This window comes from Chitinophaga polysaccharea (genome assembly GCF_902150045.1).
Classification (GTDB): domain Bacteria; phylum Bacteroidota; class Bacteroidia; order Chitinophagales; family Chitinophagaceae; genus Chitinophaga; species Chitinophaga polysaccharea_A.
This window is the reverse complement of record NZ_CABFVU010000002.1, coordinates 157954-177321: the sequence shown is the minus strand read 5'-3', so window position 1 is coordinate 177321 and position 19368 is coordinate 157954. Positions and strand designations below refer to the sequence as shown.

The window sequence follows — 19368 nt, the reverse complement described above, 5'->3', positions numbered from 1 at the left end:
GCATGATCCACCCGCTTACATACATACATCCGGACGCCAAAGTTGCGCCTAATGTAAAAATTGATCCATTTACCGTTATACATAAAAACGTAGAAATCGGTGATGGTACCTGGATAGGTTCCAACGTAACCATTATGGAAGGAGCCCGTATCGGCAAGAACTGCCGTATTTTTCCGGGCGCTGTTATTTCTGCCATCCCCCAGGATTTGAAATTTGCGGGTGAAGAAACTACCGTTGAAATCGGCGACAATACCACTATCCGTGAATATGTGACGATTAACCGCGGTACTAAAGACAAATGGAAAACCAAAATCGGGAATAACTGCCTGATCATGGCATACAGCCACATTGCACACGATTGCGAAGTAGGTAACTACTGCGTATTTTCAAATAATACCACCCTCGCCGGGCATATTACTGTGGGCGACCACGTAGTGCTGGCCGGCATGGTGGCCATCCAACAGTTTTGTAAAGTAGGCGATCACGCATTTGTAACCGGTGGTTCCATGGTGCGTAAAGATGTACCTCCTTTCGTAAAAGCAGCACGTGAACCACTTTCCTATGTGGGCGTAAATTCCGTAGGACTGAAGAGAAGAGGTTTTTCTCTTGAAAAGATCAACTCTATCCTGGACATTTACCGCGTTATCTTTGTAAAAGGTTATAAATTATCAAAAGCCGTGAATATCATCGAAGCAGAATTTCCTGCCACCGATGAAAGAGATGAGATCCTGTCGTTCATCCGTGAATCAGGACGTGGTATCATGAGAGGCTACACTTCCAGAACCAATGACGATATCTCTTAACCAGGCAGGTAAGCGTTTTAACTACGACTGGATCTTCCGTCGGGTAACCCTCACCTTTAGTGAAGGCCAACGCTATGCCATACTGGGTCCCAATGGTTCAGGGAAATCCACTCTATTACAGGTGATCAGCGGCGCCATTCAGCATAATGAAGGCACCGTTACCTATAGCACGCCGGAAAAACCCATCGCTCCAGATGCGTTTTTCCGGTATTGTGCCATTGCAGCTCCATATCTTGAGCTCATTGAAGAATTCACTCTTACAGAGATCATCCAATTCCATCAACAGTTCAAAAATTTCCTGCCCGGTATCACACCGGCCATAGCCATGCAGCTGGTTGGACTGGAAAAAGCCGCCAATAAACAACTCCGCAATTTTTCTTCCGGGATGAAACAGCGTATCAAGCTGGCCCTGGCTATACTCTCAGATGTTCCTGTTCTCCTGCTCGACGAACCCTGTACCAATCTTGATGCTGCAGGCATCTCGGTATACCAGCAGCTCATCAATGATTATGGAGGCAACCGCCTTATTATTGTAAGCTCCAACGATGAACAGGAATACTTCATGTGCCGCGAGCATATTCATATCATGGATTATAAATAAAGATAAAATCAACGGGAATATTATCTTCGTGAAAAGCTAAAAGCTATATGAAGACTGCCAGTAAGAAAGTGATTAATGGCTGGGCCATGTACGATTGGGCTAACTCCGTGTACAACCTCGTTATCACCACTACTTTTTTTCCTATCTATTTCTTAGCGGTTACAGGCGAACATGTTTCCTTCCTCGGAATGAACTTTGTAAACTCCGCATTGTACAACTACTCCATGGCCGCCGCCTACCTGTTGGTGGCCTTCGCCTCTCCTATCCTGTCGTCTATTGCGGATACCAGGGGCAATAAAAAGAATTTTCTACGTTTCTTTACTATACTGGGCTCGCTCTCCTGCAGCGCGCTCTATTTTTTTGATGGCGACCATCTGCTGCTGGGCGTGATATGCTTTATCCTCTCTACCATCGGCTATTGCGGCGGCCTTGTATTTTATAATTCGTACCTGCCGGAAATCGCCGCTCCGGAAGACAGGGACCGTATCAGTGCCCGCGGCTACAGTTTAGGATATGTGGGCAGTGTGATTTTACAGTTGCTGGGATTTGGCCTGGTGGTAATGGGACCTAAACTGGGACTGGGTAAAAGCCAGCCGGTACAGCTTACCTTCCTGCTGGTTGGTATCTGGTGGTTTGGTTTTGCACAAATCACTTTTGCCCGCCTGCCCAAAAGCATTGCTACCAACCCACAGCACGGCGGCAGCGCATTTACGGAAGGTTTTAGAGAACTAAGGAAAGTATATGCCCAGGTAAAACAATTGCCGGTACTGAAAAGATTTCTCCGCGGATTTTTCTTTTACAGTATGGGCGTGCAAACTGTAATGATGGCAGCCACCATCTTCGGCGGTAAAGTATTGAAACTGCCGGATGAAATGCTGATCGTTACCGTAGTGATTATCCAGATAGTGGCTATTGCCGGTGCATGGAGCATGGCCAGGCTTTCTGCACACTTTGGCAATTTACCTGTATTGATTGCCGTTGTTATATTCTGGATAGGCATCTGTATTGCCGGTTACAAAATGCAAACAGCCATGCATTTTTATTTGCTGGCCACTGCGGTAGGGCTGGTAATGGGAGGCATACAATCGCTCAGCCGTTCTACGTATGCCAAGCTGATGCCGGAAACAGAAGATACCACTTCCTTCTTCAGTTACTACGACGTTACCGAAAAGCTGTCGATTGTAATTGGTATGTTTTCATTTGCTTATATAGATGATATCACCGAAGACATGCGTAATTCCGTACTGGCGCTGGTGGTATTTTTTGTGATCGGGCTGATCTGGATCATTTCTGCCCTGCGCAAGCAAAAACAGCTGGCCTGAATTAAGTACCTTTCAATAAGCAACTCCGGTAAAACTTAAGAATAATGAAATTATACACCATTGAAACAGGATTCTTTAAACTGGATGGCGGCGCCATGTTTGGCGTAGTGCCCAAAACTATCTGGAATAAACTGAACCCTGCAGATGAAAACAATCTATGTACCTGGGCCATGCGTTGCCTGCTCATTGAAGACGGCAACCGCCTCATCCTGGTAGATAACGGCATTGGCAACAAACAGGACGCAAAGTTCTTCAGCCATTATTATCTGCATGGCGATGCCACCCTTGATAAATCACTGGCAGCACATGGTTTCCACCGTGATGATATCACCGATATGTTCCTGACCCATCTTCACTTTGATCATTGCGGCGGCAGCATTATCCGCCAGGGCGAACGGCTGGTTCCCGCATTTAAAAATGCTACCTACTGGAGCAATGAGGACCACTGGAAATGGGCCACACAACCTAACGACCGGGAAAAGGCCTCTTTCCTGAAAGAAAATATACTGCCAATACAAGAAAGCGGTCAGCTGAAATTTATTGATCATCTTGAAGGAGTGAATTTCACTGAACATGTTTCGATCCGCTTTGCCAACGGACATACCGATGCCATGATGCTGCCACAGATCAGCTACAAGGGTAAAACTATTGTATACATGGCTGACCTGTTGCCTTCCACCGGTCATATTCCATTGCCATATGTAATGGCGTATGACATGTTTCCACTGAAAACATTGCAGGAAAAGAAGAGCTTCCTGCAGGAAGCTGCTGACAAGGAATTTATCCTTTACCTGGAACACGACCCAGTAAATGAATGCTGTATGCTGCAACAAACTGAAAAAGGTATCCGGGCAGGTGAAACTTTTTCACTCAGTAGTATTTAGATCACTGTCAGTCTGTCATTTTTTTTGCTGCTGCATTATATTTGATAGCAACAATGTATGGCTATACATATAACAACAGATAATAAATTGAAAAAACTGATCGTTGTGGGCGACCGTGTGCTGATAAAGCCAGCTACTCCCCACGAGCGTACCAGCAGTGGGTTATACCTACCCCCGGGAGTACAGGAAAAGGAAAAGGTTCAACGCGGCTATGTGATCAAAACAGGGCCGGGATATGTTATACCGGTACCGGCCGACAATGACGAAGCCTGGAAACCGGAAGAAGAAAAAGTAAAGTATATTCCATTACAGGTGAAAGAAGGCGACCTGGCTATTTTCCTGCTCAGTGGTTCCACAGCGGTGGTATACGAGGAGGAAACCTATTATATCGTACCGCAGGCTGCTATTTTAATGCTGGAAAGAGAAGAAGACCTGTAAAACATCTTATTCATCTTATTAAATAAAAAAAATCTGCTAACGAATAGCAGATTTTTTTTGTCTATCATGTATGAAAAAGCACTCTATTCCTTGTATTCCAATATATCGCCCGGCTGGCATTGCAGTACCCTGCAAATCTCTTCCAGTGTGGAAAAACGGATGGCTTTCGCTTTGCCGCTTTTTAATATACTGAGATTTGCCATCGTAATGCCCACCTGTACACTCAGCTCTGTCAGCGACATCTTTCTTTTGGCCAGCATCACGTCCAGATTGACAATTATCCCCATTGTATATTACAGTTTAGGTCATTAAATGGTGAGCGCCTGTTCTTCCTTGAGGCTTACCGCTCTTTCGAAAACGATGGCCAGCGCCAGGATCACCATGAAAGCCATCAGCAGCTCCCAGCTGGCTCCCAGTACACTCAGCAATCTGAAATAAAGCCGGTTGTTGTACACCTTCACATTATCTGCTGCTATCCATGCAAAAACAATTTTGGTGAGCAACAGGCCAGATAAAACAAGTAAGATCCCTTTTACTGCACTCAGATTTTTCCGGGAGATAATATCTTCACTTCCCGCACCAATCAGCAGCCGGAACAGGTAAAAGGTCATTAACAGGTAAAGTAATCCCAGTATAGTATTCTGAAGCACCGCTACTTTCAGGCCCGGCGTATCAGGATTAAACCCTGACTGAAAAAAAGCAACACCATTAAAGATCGTGATATAAACGCTGATCAATACAGAAACGAGCAGCACGATTTTCAACGGGAGAAGATACTTACTGATTTTCATGTTACGCCCTGTTTATTACCTCAAAGGTATTTCTACTTTATCGAAATTCAAAATAAATTTATCGATTATCAATAATTAATGATCGATAAACAGTACATAATGCCTGATAATAATTTGAAGCTCAACCGCTTGTTCTTTTTATTATCTTCATAAAAAAAATTACGTCATGGCCAATCAGGATGCATTTCTGGAATATATCAAAAGCGGCTATACTTTTAAAGGCGAGCATTTCAAGCTGGGTTGTGCCATGCTGAACGGTGAAGTAGTAACCGGCGCGGATGTTTTCCTGCCGCTTAAAACGCTTAACCGTCATGGATTAATTGCCGGCGCTACCGGTACAGGTAAAACAAAAACATTGCAGGTGATCGCTGAAGGGCTTAGCGATGCCAGTGTACCAGTGTTATTGATGGACATTAAAGGAGACCTCAGTGGTATCGCTGCTGCAGGTACCGACAATCCCAAAATTGCGGAACGTTACCAGAAAATAGGCGGTACCTGGAGCGCCGCAGCCTACCCTTCTGAGCTGTTATCGCTCAGCCAGGAAAAGGGCGTACGCTTACGCGCCACTGTTAGCGAGTTCGGACCTATCCTCCTGTCGAAGATACTGGAGCTGAACGACACGCAGGCAGGGCTGGTAGCCATGCTTTTCAAGTATTGCGATGATAATAAACTGCCCCTACTCGATCTGAAAGACTTTAAAAAAGTATTGCAGTTTGCAGGGGATGAAGGTAAAGCAGATCTGGAAAAAGATTACGGGAAGATATCTACTACCTCCACCGGCACAGTGTTGCGTAAGGTGATTGAACTGGAACAACAGGGCGCCGCGCTTTTTTTTGGAGAGAAATCTTTTGAGGTAGATGACCTGATGCGTATCAGCGACGATGGCCGTGGTATCATATCCATATTGCGTGTAAGTGATATACAGGACCGGCCGAAACTCTTTTCTACCTTCATGCTCAGCCTGCTGGCAGAACTGTACGCCACCCTTCCTGAAGAAGGCGACCTGGATAAGCCCAAGCTGGTAATGTTTATTGATGAAGCCCATCTTATTTTCAATGAGGCCAGCGATGCCCTGTTAAAACAGATAGACACTATTATTAAACTGATCCGTTCAAAAGGTGTGGGTATTTTCTTCTGTACCCAAAACCCGATGGATGTACCTCCTTCTGTACTGGGCCAACTCGGTCTTAAGGTACAACACGCCCTGCGCGCCTTTACTGCCAACGACCGGAAAACCATCAAGCAAACTGCGGAAAACTACCCGCTGTCCGACTTCTATAAAACAGATGAACTGCTTACCCAGATAGGCATTGGTGAAGCGCTCATCACCTGTTTAAATGAAAAGGGCGTTCCTACCCCCCTGGCCGCCACCATGCTGGTATCGCCCAGGTCACGCATGGATGTACTGACAACCGCAGAAATTGACGGGCTGGTAAATAACTCCAAGCTGGTAAAAAAATACGGCGAGGAAATTGACAGCCAGAGCGCTTATGAGATCCTTACCGCCAAGTTGCAGGAGGCAGCCGAAAAGACCGCTGCCGCTGAAGCAGCACCTAAATCTTCCGGCAAACAAAAACAGGAAAAAGGCGTATTGGAACAGGTAATGGATAGCTCTGTAGCCCGGCAGGTGGGCCGCACTGCCGCCAACATTATCACCCGCAGCCTCTTAGGCGCATTGGGTCTCGGCGGAAAAAGCAGTAAAAGTAAAAGCTGGTTTTAATTACGCAACGACAGCAATTCGCTGTCTGCTTACATCAATATATTTAAGAGTATGAGTAGAATTATTAAAACGGGCGTATGCTCGTACGGCATGTCTGGACAGATATTTCATGCCCCTTTCCTGCATGTGAACCCTGGATTTGAATTTACAGCAGTAGTAGAAAGAAGTAAAAACCTGGCACGTCAGCGCTATCCTAACGTTAAAGTATATACGAGCATGGAAGATATGCTGGCCGACAAAGACCTGGAACTGATTGTGGTAAATACACCCAACTACACACACTTCGATTTTGTAAAAGCCGCACTGGAAGCAGGAAAGAATGTGATCGTGGAAAAGCCCTTTACCGTCCACGCCGGAGAGGGGGAAAAACTGGCCGCATTGGCCGCTGAAAAAGGCCTGCTGCTCAGCGTTTACCACAATCGCCGCTACGACAGCGACTATAAAGTTGTAAAACAGGTATTGCAGTCCGGTCAGCTGGGCGATGTACTGGAAGCAGAAATACACTACGACCGTTTCAAGGAAGAGCTGAGCTATAAAAAGCATAAAGAAGTAGGAGGCCCTGGTACCGGCGCCCTGTACGACCTGGGCTCTCATCTCATCGACCAGGCCATTACCCTGTTTGGCATGCCTAAACGGGTATGGGCTGATATCCGCATCATCCGTCGCGATTCTGTTGTGGATGATTACTTTGAACTGGTACTTTACTACGATAACCTGCGGGCCCGCGTAAAGTGCAACTACCTGGTGCGTGAAGCCCTGCCGGCTTACCAGCTGCATGGCCGTATCGGTTCCTTTATCAAAACAAAATCCGATATCCAGGAAGCACAGTTACAGAGAGGCTTATTCCCCGACAGCCCGGACTGGGGAGCAGAACAACCACATGAATGGGGCCTGCTTCATACAGAAATTAATGGTGAAGTGGTAAAGAAGTATATTCCCGGTGGCCATGGCAACTACATGGATTATTACCAGGGCATTTACGAAGCATTGGTAAATAAAGCCCCTAACCCGGTACCTGCGCAGGATGCCATTAAAGTGATCAAAGTAATTGAAGCTGCTTTTGAAAGCAGCAAAGAAGGCAAGGTGATCGATCTATAGCGAGTTTTGTCTGACTCAGGATTAAACTTATTTCGCTGATTACGCTGATTGGATTACTTTGTATTTAAAATGATTTGGGGAGATTTAAGCGGATACTTTCGCTTATTTCTCCCCAAATCTTTTTAATCAGTTATAAAATCCAATCAGCGTAATCAGCGAAATAAGTTTAATCCTGAGTCAGACAAAATCCGCTTAAGGGCAGGAGAGCCGTCCGGCGTCGTCCCGTACTACCAGCCCTTCTTCGTTGAGGAATTGCAATACTTCCATCAGGTCGCTTCTTTTTACGTCAGGCAGTTTGTTTTGCAGCACATTAAACAGCAGTGGTTGCTCTTTCAGCACTGTGATAACGTGATCGGATATACGTTTAAACCCGGCGGCATCTATTGGCTGTGATTTCTTTTTCAAACAAACATCACAAACGCCGCAAGGTACAGCGTCTTTTTCCCCAAAGTAAGCCACCAGTTGCTGTGTGCGGCATATATCACGGTTACGGGCATACGTAAACATCGCTTCCAGCCGGTCGGCATACACTTTTTTACGCACTTCCACCCTCGCCATATTGATGCGCAGGTTTTGTGCAGATACCCGTTCCTGCAGGAAGCACAGCTGCGGTTCATCGCGGCGGGGCTGATAATTTATTATGCCATATTGGTGCAGTTGCTGCAGCTGGGCCGCGATCTCATCATCTTCCGTAAGCATAATACGGCCTATTTGCCGCTCGTAAATGGGTACTGCATTATCGAAAATCCCTTCGTAGGTGCGTAACAGTGTTTTAATGATTTCCTCCAGGGCGGGGTAAGCATTTTCAAATTCATAAAGGGACTCCTTATTGGTAACAAATTCTGCACGAGACGGGAGGAATACGCTTTCACTGAGTTGCAGCACGCCTTCCTGTTCCAGCAGGCGCACAGCGCTGTATGCCATGGTGAGATTAAGGTGAAAAGTGCGGGCAAAATCGTTGATATCAAAATCGAAGTACAAACCTTCTGCGCTGCCAACGGGCACCTGCAGGTAATTAACAATGCCCTGGTATACTTCCCTGATCTGTTCCAGTGTAGGAAACTGCAATGCAATCCGCTCATGCATTTCTGCAAGCTCCTCTTCATTGTATAACAGCACCGCATATGCTTTCTGTTCATCCCTGCCCGCGCGGCCGGCTTCCTGGTAATAGGCCTCCAGCCCGTCGGGCATATCGTAATGCACTACAATGCGCACATCGGGTTTATCGATGCCCATACCGAAGGCGTTGGTACAAACCATGATGCGTGTTTCATTATTGATCCAGGCTTCCTGTCTTGCGGCTCTTTCAGCCTGTGGCAAACCGGCATGGTAATAACTGGCAGGGATCCCCTGTAACTCCAGCAGCGACGCAATTTCTTTGGTACGTTTGCGGTTACGGCAATAAACAATGCCACAACCGGGCACGCGGTCCAGTATATGTTTTACCTTATCAATTTTAGTGGGTTCTTCCAGTACGCTGTATGAAAGATTAGACCTGGCAAAGCTTTTGGTAAAAACTCTGGCATCTTTCATCAGTAGTTTCTCGCAGATGTCTGCCTGTACCCGTGGGGTGGCTGAAGCGGTAAGCGCCAGCACCGGTGCATCGGGAAAGAAGCTACGGATATCTGCGATCTGCAGGTATGCCGGGCGGAAATCGTATCCCCACTGCGAGATACAATGTGCTTCATCAACAGCCAGCAAATTTACCGGGAGCCCATCACAATAGGTTTGAAAAAGTTTGCTTTGCAGTCGTTCAGGAGATACGTACAGGAACTTGCATCCTCCGCGCCGGGCGGCTTCCAGCACTCTTTCTACTTCCTGGAAGGGCATTCCGGAATACACAGCATAGGCGGTGATCCCTCTTTTTTTGAGATTAGCCACCTGGTCTTTCATCAGCGCAATGAGAGGAGTGATCACCAGGCATAGCCCGGGCTTTATCATGGCCGGCACCTGGAAACAAATGGACTTGCCGCCGCCGGTGGGAAGCAAAGCCAGTGTATCCTGTCTTTCCAGTACAGCGTTCACGATATCTTCCTGTAAGGGGCGAAACTGTTCGTATCCCCAATATTGCTGTAATATGGCTACGGGCGTGCTCAAATAAAAATTTAATGGTTAATGCGAAGATACGCGATTAGCGCGGATTTTGTCTGACTCAGGATTTTGATGATTTCGCTGATTACTTGATTTTAGTATTAGTATATCAGGGATCACCGAGGGATAATTCTCTGCATACAGGGCCGGGAGATTTGCGAAACAGTGGTAATTGAATGGGAGTACAGATACTTCCTGCATACCTGTCGCATACTTCTCAGATACTTAGGAGTCGTCTATGTGTAGTACTCACTATACAGTCCTCATACACCCCTCATACGGTCAACACGAACTACTGATGCACTTTCAATGCTTAGTGCATGTACTTAGCCCAGTTTGAGGCGTAAAAGCGGTTTGTAAATAGTTTGGCAAAAAACGGCAAAAACGGCGGATTGGTTTTGCCGCTTATTGCCCGGATGGTAATTTAGTGGTAGCATTTATAAAAAGAAAAAATAAAATCAAAGTAATCAGCGAAATCATCAAAATCCTGAGTCAGACAACCTTCGCGCCGGTCACTTTTTTATAGCGCAGCCTTATGGAGTTTATGGCCAGCACCACGTCTGAAATAGCCATAACACCAGCGCCCACAATAGGGTTCAGGAAGCCGAGGGCCGCTACCGGTATCGCCACTACGTTGTAAATAAATGCCCAGAAAAGATTCTGTTTGATGGTGAGATAAGTATGTTTGCCAAGTCCCAGTGCCAGTGGCAGGGAGCCAAGGTTATTATTGAGCAGTACTACGTTGGCGCTTTGCATGGCTACCTGTGTGGCATCACTAAGAGAGATTCCGATGGTGGCTTTTGCCAGTGCCGGCGCATCATTGATACCATCGCCCACCATAGCGGTAGGTGCGGCTTTCATGAGCGCGTCTATTTGCTGCAGCTTTTGTTCCGGCGACTGCTCCGCATATACTTCCGTGATACCCAGTTTGGCAGCCAGTTCGCTGCATTTGCGGGTAGTATCGCCACTCAGCAGAACGGCCTTAATGCCGGATTGCTGTAATTGTGTGATCACCTGGGCGGCTTCTGGCCTGATTTCATCGGTAAAATCGATCCATCCCGCCAGTTGCCTGTTCTTTATGAGGTACAGGTTATGGCTATCATCTTGCGTAACTCCGACCGCCATGCGGAAAGAGCCTAACTGCCATTCATTACCAGCTTTATCGCTGGCGCGCATGCCCAGGCCCTTGTGTTCCCGGACCTGTTGCAACGGCACTTCCCCGGCAGATTTCCAGATCGCCGCTATAGACCGCGCAATAGGATGTGAAGAATATTTTTCCAGGCTGTACACCACCTGTTTAAAGTCTTCCTCCGGCATATCAAAAAAGCGGTATTCTCCCAGCTGAAGCTTTCCTGTGGTGAGTGTACCTGTTTTATCGAATACAACCTGCCGGATGTCTTTAAACATTTCCAGGGTATGCCCTCCTTTGATGAGGATCCCATTGCGGGCAGCGCGGCCCAGTCCTACCATTACAGCGGCCGGTGTGGCCAATCCCATAGCACAGGGACATGAAATAACCAGTACGGCTACACTGCGCATCATGGCGGTGGCCAGGGTGGTATGCCCTATAAAATACCAGCCCAGGAAGGTAACCAGGGCGATGCCTAATACCAGGGGAACAAATATGGCGCTGATACGGTCGGCCAGTTTCTGCATGGGAGGCTTGTCGGATTGCGCCTGTTTTACCAGCTCAATGATGTACGACAGCACCGTATCCTTGCCGGTGGCAGTAATATATACTTTGATGGTCCCGTCTTCCAGTATGGTGCCACCTATTACTTTATCTTTTTCTTTTTTGCCCACAGGTGCGCTTTCACCGGTGATCATGGATTCGTTGGCATGGCCACTGCCCCAGTAGATGGTACCATCCATAGGTATTTTATCACCGGTATTCACCAATACGCAATCGCCTGTACGCAGGGTACGGTTATCTACTTCACGAATGTGCTCATGACCATGGTTGGTGTCGATAAGCCGGGCAGTGGTGATCTGCATGCGGGCCAGCTCGGCAATAGCGGTGGTGGTCTGTTTCACAGATCTTTCTTCCAGGAGGTTGCCCAGGAATACCAGCGTAATAATAGCCGCTGCAGTTTCATAAAACATATAATCCGGGTTGCCATATACCACGGTGCCTACAAAGCTGTAAACAAAAGCAGCCGTTGCCCCCAGAGACACCAGCACGTCCATATTGGCCATGCGGTTGATGATGGAGCGTATCGCACTGCGACCGAAGTGCCACATTCCCACCAGGTATACAGGCAGCGTAAGACCAAACTGTACCCATGGCTCATGTAACCAGGACCAACTAACCCACATATGCAGCAGCAGGGGCAATGTAAATATGAAACAAAAAATAAATTTGAATGTAAGTGTAGAGTATATCTTCTTTTCTGCGGGTTTATCTTCCGGCATTACTACACGGTATCCCATTTGGGTGATCCCGTTGAGAATTTCCGTTGAGTTAGCGCCTTCCGGTGCGGTGAAGCTCACTTCTTCGGTGGCAAAGCTGACATTAACGTCCTGCATCCCTTTTTTCTCCAGGTATTTGGAAACGCCGAGGGCACAACTGGTGCAATGCATTCCTTCTACCTTGCAATTAATGGCTATCATCTGACATCTCTCCGTTTTTTACAAAGTTAGCAGCAGATGAAATAGGCAGATAAAATATTAATGCAACGAAGCGGCAGAACTACAGGGGAAGCACCCGGAAACAGGCTGGACAAGGGCTTTAGCCTATTTTTGATGCAGTGCTGCAACTTTTGCAGAATCAGGTGTGGATCTATTGCTTTCTCCTTATTTTTGGGGATGCAATGGACATTTACACTGGATCAATTACCGGAAACTGCCCGGCAGTTCTGGGATCAATTCGCTGATAAACAGGTTTTCACGCTTGACGGCCCAATGGGGGCAGGGAAAACCACCCTGGTAAAGGCTTTATGCGCCGCCAAAGGCGTGCAGGACGCTACTGCGAGCCCTACATTTTCGATCATTAATGAATATGCCTACACGGATACCCAGGGAAAGCCCCGCAGGATCTTCCATCTGGACCTGTACCGGCTGCGGGACGAAGCCGACGCCATCAGCGCCGGCGTGGAAGACACCCTTTACCAGGACGCTATCTGCTTTGTAGAATGGCCCGATTTAGTAGCACATATGCTCCCCCCGGATACCGTTCACCTGCGGCTGGAAGTTCAGCCGGATCAAAAAAGGGTTCTGCGTGAAATCGCTTCATCTTCCAAATGATGTATCTTTGAATACTTCGATTTAAAAAAACTGAACACGCATATGGAGCAGAGGCAAAAACCTGTAGTAAGTGCCGGGTTTACCTATTCACCACTGGAAGAAACGCTGGATATTCCGCAGAAAAATTCCCGTTTGTTTATAGGTATCCCGAAAGAAACATCCTTCCAGGAAAACCGGATTGCCCTTACGCCCGATGCAGTCAGCATTCTAGCGGCACACGGACATCATATAGTAGTTGAGCATAAAGCCGGGGACGGCTCCCATTATTACGATACCGACTATTCAGAAGCCGGGGCAGAAATCGTATACGATAAAAAAGAGGTCTTTAAAGCGGAGATCATCGTGAAATCCGCACCGCTGAACGATGAGGAGATAGAACTGCTGCACCCGCACCAGATCGTTATTTCCCCTATTCACCTGGCTGCGCTGAAAGCGCCACAGGTGCAGAAAATGATGGATAAACGCATCACGCTGCTCTCTTTCGAGAACCTGAAAGATGATGCAGGCACCTACCCTATTGTAAGGGCCATGAGCGAAATAGCAGGGGGGGCCTGTATGCTGATTGCCGGACAATATCTGAGCAACGATAACAAAGGGAAAGGGATACTCCTGGGCGGTGTTACCGGTATTCCGCCTACTAAGGTAGTGATCATAGGCGCCGGCATCGTGGGTGAGTTTGCAGCCCGTACTGCGCTTGCCCTGGGATCTTCCGTAAAAGTATTTGATAATAATATTTACAAGCTGAAAAGGCTGCAGAACAACATCGGGGTACGTGTATTCACCTCCGTTATCCAGCCAAAAGTGCTGGCAGAGCAGCTTCGCAATGCCGATGTGGCCGTAGGAGCGTTATCATCGCAAAGCGGGCGCACACCTGTTGTGGTCAGTGAATCGATGGTGAGCAATATGAAAGCAGGCTCCGTGATCGTAGATGTGAGCATTGACCGGGGAGGCTGTTTTGAAACCTCTGAGATCACCACCCATGAAAACCCCGTATTCAAAAAGTATGATGTGGTGCATTATTGCGTACCCAACATTCCTTCTGGGTTTGCCCGTACCGCTTCTGAAGCCATCAGCAACGTGCTGATGCCTTTACTGGTGGAGGCCGCCGATGACGGCGGGTTTGAAAACCTGGTATGGATCAAGCGGGGCGTACGTAATGGCATTTATCTGTACAAAGGAGCACTTACCAATTACCATCTCAGCGAAAAATTCAAACTGAAATATACTGATCTTGAGTTGTTGCTGGCGGTAAAAGGTTAAGGTTATACTTCGAGCTGGTAGCCCAGCAGTATAGCCGCTATTATGATAATGCCCACCACGATGCGGTAATAGCCCCACATTTTGAATCCGTACTTCTTTACAGCGCCTATAAAGAATTTGATAGCGCCCAGGGCTACTATAAATGCCACGATATTACCAATCAGCAGCAACTTGAGGTTTTCCGGGTGCGCAGTTAATAACTCCTTCCCCTTCAGCAGTTTATAGCCGGTTGCAGCAGCCATGGTGGGCACTGCCAGGAAAAAAGAGAACTCGGCGGATACATTACGGGACAGCTTTTGCTGCATACCGCCAATAATGGAGGCTGCACTGCGGCTGGTACCGGGAATAAGCGCCAGGCACTGGTAAAATCCAATACGTAAGGCGGTGAAAATATCTATTTTTTCTTCTGTGAGAATCGTAGGCTCTTTAAACCAGTTGTCTACAAACAGGAGGATAATACCTCCTACCAGCAATGTGATACCTACTGTAAGGGGGCTTTCCAGCATGGCATCGATCTTTTTGCTGAACAGGACGCCGAGGATTAACGCGGGGATCACGGCTATGGCCAGTTTCAGGTAAAAGCTGAAGCGGTTTTTATCAAAAACCAGGAATTTTCTCCAATAAAATACCACCACCGCCAGGATGGCACCCAGCTGGATCACAACTTCAAATAGTTTGGTGAACTCATCTTTACCAATACCCAGCAGCGCGCTCACAATGATCATATGCCCGGTGGAGGAAACCGGCAGAAATTCCGTTAAACCTTCCACGATGGCAATAATGATAGCCTGAAAAACATTCATCGAATTTAATATGGTTAAAAGTTAAAAAAAAAGCGATGAGGGATCATCGCTGTTAAAATACTTTTATAGAAGCAATTATGCCTTTGGTTTTGGGCGGTGCATAATAGCATACACTTCTATCACCAGGCCCAGCACAATAACAATGGGCGCCAGGGTGATTCTGCGGAAGCTATATACCTGCTCCGGTTTGAAGCTGTTAGGATCACTGGAATCGCCTCCCATCATAAGAAGGAAGCCCAGGATGATCACCACAATACCGGCCAGCATGAATTTGTAGTTCTCTTTTGGAAAAATAGGGCGGCTATCGGCCAACGCCTTTTCTGCCCCCTTATTTAAAGCTGTTTTAGCCATAGTGTTTGGTATTATATCTTCATTAAAGGTTTTAAAATTAATACAGATCGTCCAGTTTAAGGCGCAGGTACTTCATTACCGAGCGGTGTGTGCTCACCAGTGAAATACTGATCCCTATCAGGATCATGCCTATGAAAAGGAGCGCTATCATCAGGTTATCACGCAGTCCTGCCAGTTCAGGCAACAGCTTATCGGCTACGGACATAATGCCTATCAGGCCGGCGATAGCTATTACTGCGGCAATGGCGCCATTGGCTATACTCCGCAGATCGAACGGTTTGGCGATAAACCAGCGGGTGGCCCCCACCATCTGCATGGTTTTGATCAGGAAGCGGTTACTGAACATGGCCAGGCGAATGGTATTATCTATCAGGAATATCACCACCAGGCAAAGCAACCCGCTGATGATCAGGATAATTAATCCTATCCTGTTTACATTTTCGTTCAGTTTGCTCACCAGCATGCGCTGATAAGATATTTCCCGTACAATGCTTTGCTGTGAGAGCTTATTTTCAATGATCTTCAGGCTGTCGTTGTTCACATAATTGGCGTTAGCCTTTATATTGATACTGCTGTACAGCGGGTTATATTGCAGGAGGGTAATAAAATCTTCCCCGAAATCCTTCCTGAACCGCTGTGCTGCCATGTCTTTAGACACATACTCAATGGACTTAATATATGGCTTGTGCGACATGGAATCGCGCAGGGCTATGGCCTGTGCTTCTTTTACATTGTCCCGGAGGATTACCTGTATCTCTATGCTTTCCTTAAAATACACACTCAGCTTATTAGCATGTATTACCACCAGACCCAGTGTGCCCAGTAAAAACAATACCAGTGCTACACCAATGATGGAGTACAGGTAGGATGGTTTCGACTTCTTTGCTGATGATTTCCCGGATTGCGCCATTAATCTGCAGTTTATCGGCGAAAATAATAAAAATTAGTAGTTATGTGTTTAATTTTGCCAACCCGGTCAGGTAATACAGTCTTTCCGGGCAATAGAACAGCAATATAGAGAGATGTTAGGGAATGACATTGGAGTATTAATGAATTTAACATTATTTTGCTGAACATGCATTGTACAACTTTTTAAATTATAACTGATAACGCCTTAATGACCGGACGTATTGTTATATCCGGACAATTAAGGTTCATCTACAACCGATATGGAATACAATTTCAGGGCAATCGAAAAAAAATGGCAGCAACAATGGGAGCAATCGCATGCTTACCGGGTGAGTAATGACAGTCCAAAGCCCAAATGTTATGTACTGGACATGTTCCCCTATCCTTCCGGGGCCGGCTTACACGTAGGTCATCCGCTGGGATACATTGCAACGGATATCTATTCCCGCTATAAAAGACTAAAAGGCTTTAATGTACTCCACGCAATGGGATACGATGCTTTTGGTTTGCCTACGGAGCAATATGCCCTTGAAACAGGTCAGCATCCTGCCGTGACCACCGAACAGAATATCAAAGCGTTCCGTGAACAACTGGATAATATTGGCTTTTGTTACGACTGGGACCGGCAGGTAACCACCAGCGATCCCGCCTATTATAAATGGACCCAGTGGATTTTCCTGCAGATCTTTGAAAGCTGGTACAACCGCAGCACAAAGAAAGCGGAGCCTATTGCTTCCCTGGTAGCTATTTTTGAGAAAGAAGGCAATGCCGGCCATATCTGCCCCGGCGACCGGAGCATACAATTCACTGCGGCTAACTGGAAAGGCTATAGCGAGAAAGAACAGCGCGATATACTGATGCAATACCGCCTGGCCTACCTGGCGCATGCAGAAGTAAACTGGTGCGCCGCATTGGGCACCGTGCTTGCCAACGACGAAGTAGTGAATGGTGTAAGTGAGCGCGGCGGGTACCCCGTGGTAAAAAAGAAAATGAGCCAGTGGTTCCTCCGTATCACCGAATATGCCAACCGCCTGCTGGAAGGACTGGAAACAGTAGCCTTCAGCGATGCCATGAAAGAAATGCAACGTAACTGGATCGGCAAGAGCCAGGGCGCAGAAATTAAGTTCGCCCTGAAAAACTCCACCGAACACGTAGAAGTATACACTACCCGTCCTGATACCATTTTTGGCGTGGACTTCATGGTGCTGGCGCCCGAGCATGACCTTGTAGCGCGGATCACTACCCCGGAACAAAAAGCAGAGATAGACAAATACCTGGAATATGTGCAAAGCCGTTCCGAACGGGAACGTATGGCCGATGTAAAACAAATCACCGGCTGCTTTACCGGCGCCTACGCCATCAACCCGTTTGATGGCCGTGAAATACCCGTGTGGATAGCGGAATATGTGCTGGCCGGTTACGGCACCGGGGCTATTATGGCAGTGCCCTGCGGCGATCAGCGCGACTATGGCTTTGCCCGGCATTTCAATATTCCCATCACCAATATCATTGGCGACGCCTTCAACGGGCAGGAAGCTAATCCTACCAAAGAAGCCAAACTGCAGAACAGCGGCTTTCTCAATGGCATGGACATGAAACCCGCTATGGATGTGGTGATCACCAAACTGGAAGAACTGGGTATCGGCAAACGCCAGATCAACTATAAAATGCGCGACGCCGGCTTCAGCCGCCAACGCTACTGGGGAGAGCCCTTCCCAATCGTTTATAAAGACGGGGTTCCATATGCCATGGACGAAAAAGATCTTCCACTGGAATTACCACACGTGGAAAACTATAAACCCGGGGAAGAAGGTGAAGGCCCCCTGGCCAATATCAGCGACTGGGTAAACATCGCCCCCGGCGTAAAACGCGAAACCAATACCATGCCTGGTTATGCCGGCAGCAGCTGGTATTTCCTGCGCTATATGGATCCGCACAATGATAAAACCTTTGCGGACCGTAAAGCCACCGATTACTGGAACCAGGTAGATGTATACGTAGGCGGCACCGAACACGCTGTGGGCCACCTGCTCTATTCCCGTATGTGGACCAAGGTATTGTACGACCTGGGACATATTGGTTTTGATGAGCCGTTTAAATCGCTGATCAACCAGGGTATGATTGGTGGCAGTTCCCGGCTGGTATATCGTGTTCGCGGAACGCATCAATATGTATCGCACGGTTTGAAAGACCAGTATGAAACAGATGAGCTGCACGTGGATGTAAATATTGTAGATGGGGTAGAACTGGATACAGAAGCATTCAAAAAATGGAAGCCGGACTTTGCAGATGCAACATTCATACTGGAGGATGGCAAATACATCTGCGGCGTACAGCTGGAAAAGATGAGCAAACGTTTATTCAATACCGTTAATCCAAATGACCTGGTAGAAAAATACGGCGCTGATACTTTCCGCATGTACGAAATGTTCCTGGGGCCGGTAGAACAATCCAAACCCTGGGATACCAAAGGTATTGAAGGCGTTCACCGTTTCCTGAAAAAACTGTGGCGCCTGTTTGCCGATGAGCAGAAAGGCATCCTCGTTTATGAGCAACCTGCCACACCGGAGGAGCTGAAAATACTCCACAAAACCATCCAGAAAATAGATCATGATACTGCCAGCTTCTCCTACAATACAGCAGTAAGCCAGTTTATGATCTGTGTAAATGAACTCGCCACATTGCGCTGTCACAAGCGGAGCATCCTGGAACCGTTGCTGATCCTGCTTACCCCATATGCACCTCACCTGTGCGAGGAACTGTGGCAGTACATAGGCAATAATGAAAGCATCCTGAATGCACATTACCCGGTATTTGAAGAGCAGTATATCAAAGAAAGCGCCTTCAATTACCCGATTGCCATCAACGGTAAAACCCGCTCTGAAATGGGCTTCCCCCTGGATGCCGCTATACCGGACATTGAAAAGGAAGTTCTTGCCAGTGAGATAGTACAGAAATGGCTGGAAGGTAAAGCGCCTAAAAAGGTGATCATTGTAAAAGGGAAAATGATCAATGTAGTGATATAAGGATCACTGAATTTTATAGAAAAGGGGG

General features: G+C 47.2%; 17 protein-coding genes. 10 read left to right on the top strand and 7 right to left on the bottom strand.

Translation table 11 applies throughout. The features are described 5' to 3' along the window. Positions 1 to 2 precede the first annotated feature (2 nt). Genes lpxA through FN124_RS15215 form a run of 5 tightly spaced genes read left to right on the top strand, consistent with a single transcriptional unit; the run spans position 3 to position 4048 of the window. The gene (gene lpxA, locus FN124_RS15235) at positions 3 to 803 is read left to right on the top strand and encodes an acyl-ACP--UDP-N-acetylglucosamine O-acyltransferase (protein ID WP_079473565.1); all 801 of its coding nucleotides are present in this window, start codon (positions 3 to 5) and stop codon (positions 801 to 803) included. Then, positions 787 to 1404: an ABC transporter ATP-binding protein gene (locus FN124_RS15230; RefSeq protein WP_142685683.1), complete on the top strand. Its 618-nt coding sequence runs from the start codon at positions 787 to 789 to the stop codon at positions 1402 to 1404. Before lpxA ends, FN124_RS15230 begins: the two co-directional genes overlap by 17 nt. Positions 1405 to 1451: 47 nt before the next feature. Beyond that, positions 1452 to 2726: an MFS transporter gene (locus FN124_RS15225; RefSeq protein WP_142685682.1), complete on the top strand. Its 1275-nt coding sequence runs from the start codon at positions 1452 to 1454 to the stop codon at positions 2724 to 2726. Between the two features lie 44 nt (positions 2727 to 2770). Further along, a complete protein-coding gene (locus tag FN124_RS15220; protein WP_142685681.1) occupies positions 2771 to 3610 on the top strand; it encodes an MBL fold metallo-hydrolase in 840 nt (279 codons plus the stop codon). A gap of 57 nt (positions 3611 to 3667) precedes the next feature. Further along, positions 3668 to 4048 (top strand): co-chaperone GroES, encoded by a 381-nt coding sequence (locus FN124_RS15215; RefSeq protein WP_260607463.1) that lies wholly within the window; start codon positions 3668 to 3670, stop codon positions 4046 to 4048. A gap of 83 nt (positions 4049 to 4131) precedes the next feature. Here the strand turns inward: FN124_RS15215 and FN124_RS15210 are convergent, their stop codons facing one another. After that, positions 4132 to 4335, bottom strand: coding sequence for a helix-turn-helix domain-containing protein (locus FN124_RS15210; RefSeq protein WP_142685680.1), 204 nt, complete (start codon positions 4333 to 4335; stop codon positions 4132 to 4134). Positions 4336 to 4356: 21 nt separating this feature from the next. Continuing rightward, the gene (locus FN124_RS15205; protein ID WP_142685679.1) at positions 4357 to 4839 is read right to left on the bottom strand and encodes a DUF2975 domain-containing protein; all 483 of its coding nucleotides are present in this window, start codon (positions 4837 to 4839) and stop codon (positions 4357 to 4359) included. A gap of 166 nt (positions 4840 to 5005) precedes the next feature. Here FN124_RS15205 and FN124_RS15200 point away from each other — a divergent pair, with 166 nt between their 5' ends. Continuing rightward, entirely contained in the window at positions 5006 to 6559 is a 1554-nt protein-coding gene (locus tag FN124_RS15200; RefSeq protein WP_142685678.1) for a helicase HerA-like domain-containing protein, read from the top strand. Positions 6560 to 6610: 51 nt separating this feature from the next. Then, positions 6611 to 7657, top strand: a complete 1047-nt coding sequence (locus tag FN124_RS15195) for a Gfo/Idh/MocA family oxidoreductase (RefSeq protein ID WP_142685677.1) — start codon at positions 6611 to 6613, stop codon at positions 7655 to 7657. A 192-nt stretch (positions 7658 to 7849) separates the two neighbouring features. Here the strand turns inward: FN124_RS15195 and FN124_RS15190 are convergent, their stop codons facing one another. Further along, positions 7850 to 9754, bottom strand: a complete 1905-nt coding sequence (locus FN124_RS15190) for a RecQ family ATP-dependent DNA helicase (RefSeq protein WP_142685676.1) — start codon at positions 9752 to 9754, stop codon at positions 7850 to 7852. Positions 9755 to 10240: 486 nt separating this feature from the next. Next, positions 10241 to 12358, bottom strand: a complete 2118-nt coding sequence (locus tag FN124_RS15185; RefSeq protein WP_142685675.1) for a heavy metal translocating P-type ATPase — start codon at positions 12356 to 12358, stop codon at positions 10241 to 10243. A 195-nt stretch (positions 12359 to 12553) separates the two neighbouring features. Here FN124_RS15185 and tsaE point away from each other — a divergent pair, with 195 nt between their 5' ends. Then, on the top strand, positions 12554 to 12991 hold the full coding sequence (tsaE, locus tag FN124_RS15180; protein WP_185937226.1) for a tRNA (adenosine(37)-N6)-threonylcarbamoyltransferase complex ATPase subunit type 1 TsaE: 438 nt from the start codon (positions 12554 to 12556) through the stop codon (positions 12989 to 12991). Between the two features lie 42 nt (positions 12992 to 13033). Next, positions 13034 to 14251, top strand: coding sequence for an alanine dehydrogenase (locus tag FN124_RS15175; RefSeq protein WP_142685673.1), 1218 nt, complete (start codon positions 13034 to 13036; stop codon positions 14249 to 14251). Positions 14252 to 14253: 2 nt separating this feature from the next. Here FN124_RS15175 and FN124_RS15170 read toward each other — a convergent pair whose 3' ends face one another. The 3 genes from FN124_RS15170 to FN124_RS15160 all read right to left on the bottom strand — a co-directional run bounded on the left by FN124_RS15170 (position 14254) and on the right by FN124_RS15160 (position 16315). Continuing rightward, a complete protein-coding gene (locus FN124_RS15170; protein ID WP_142685672.1) occupies positions 14254 to 15054 on the bottom strand; it encodes an undecaprenyl-diphosphate phosphatase in 801 nt (266 codons plus the stop codon). Positions 15055 to 15129: 75 nt separating this feature from the next. Continuing rightward, positions 15130 to 15405 carry a DUF3098 domain-containing protein gene (locus tag FN124_RS15165; protein WP_142685671.1) on the bottom strand — a complete coding sequence of 92 codons (276 nt, stop codon included), beginning with the start codon at positions 15403 to 15405 and terminating at the stop codon, positions 15130 to 15132. A 37-nt stretch (positions 15406 to 15442) separates the two neighbouring features. After that, positions 15443 to 16315 carry a cell division protein FtsX gene (locus FN124_RS15160; RefSeq protein ID WP_142685670.1) on the bottom strand — a complete coding sequence of 291 codons (873 nt, stop codon included), beginning with the start codon at positions 16313 to 16315 and terminating at the stop codon, positions 15443 to 15445. Positions 16316 to 16574: 259 nt separating this feature from the next. Here FN124_RS15160 and leuS point away from each other — a divergent pair, with 259 nt between their 5' ends. After that, the gene (gene leuS / locus FN124_RS15155; protein WP_142685669.1) at positions 16575 to 19340 is read left to right on the top strand and encodes a leucine--tRNA ligase; all 2766 of its coding nucleotides are present in this window, start codon (positions 16575 to 16577) and stop codon (positions 19338 to 19340) included. Positions 19341 to 19368 lie beyond the last annotated feature (28 nt).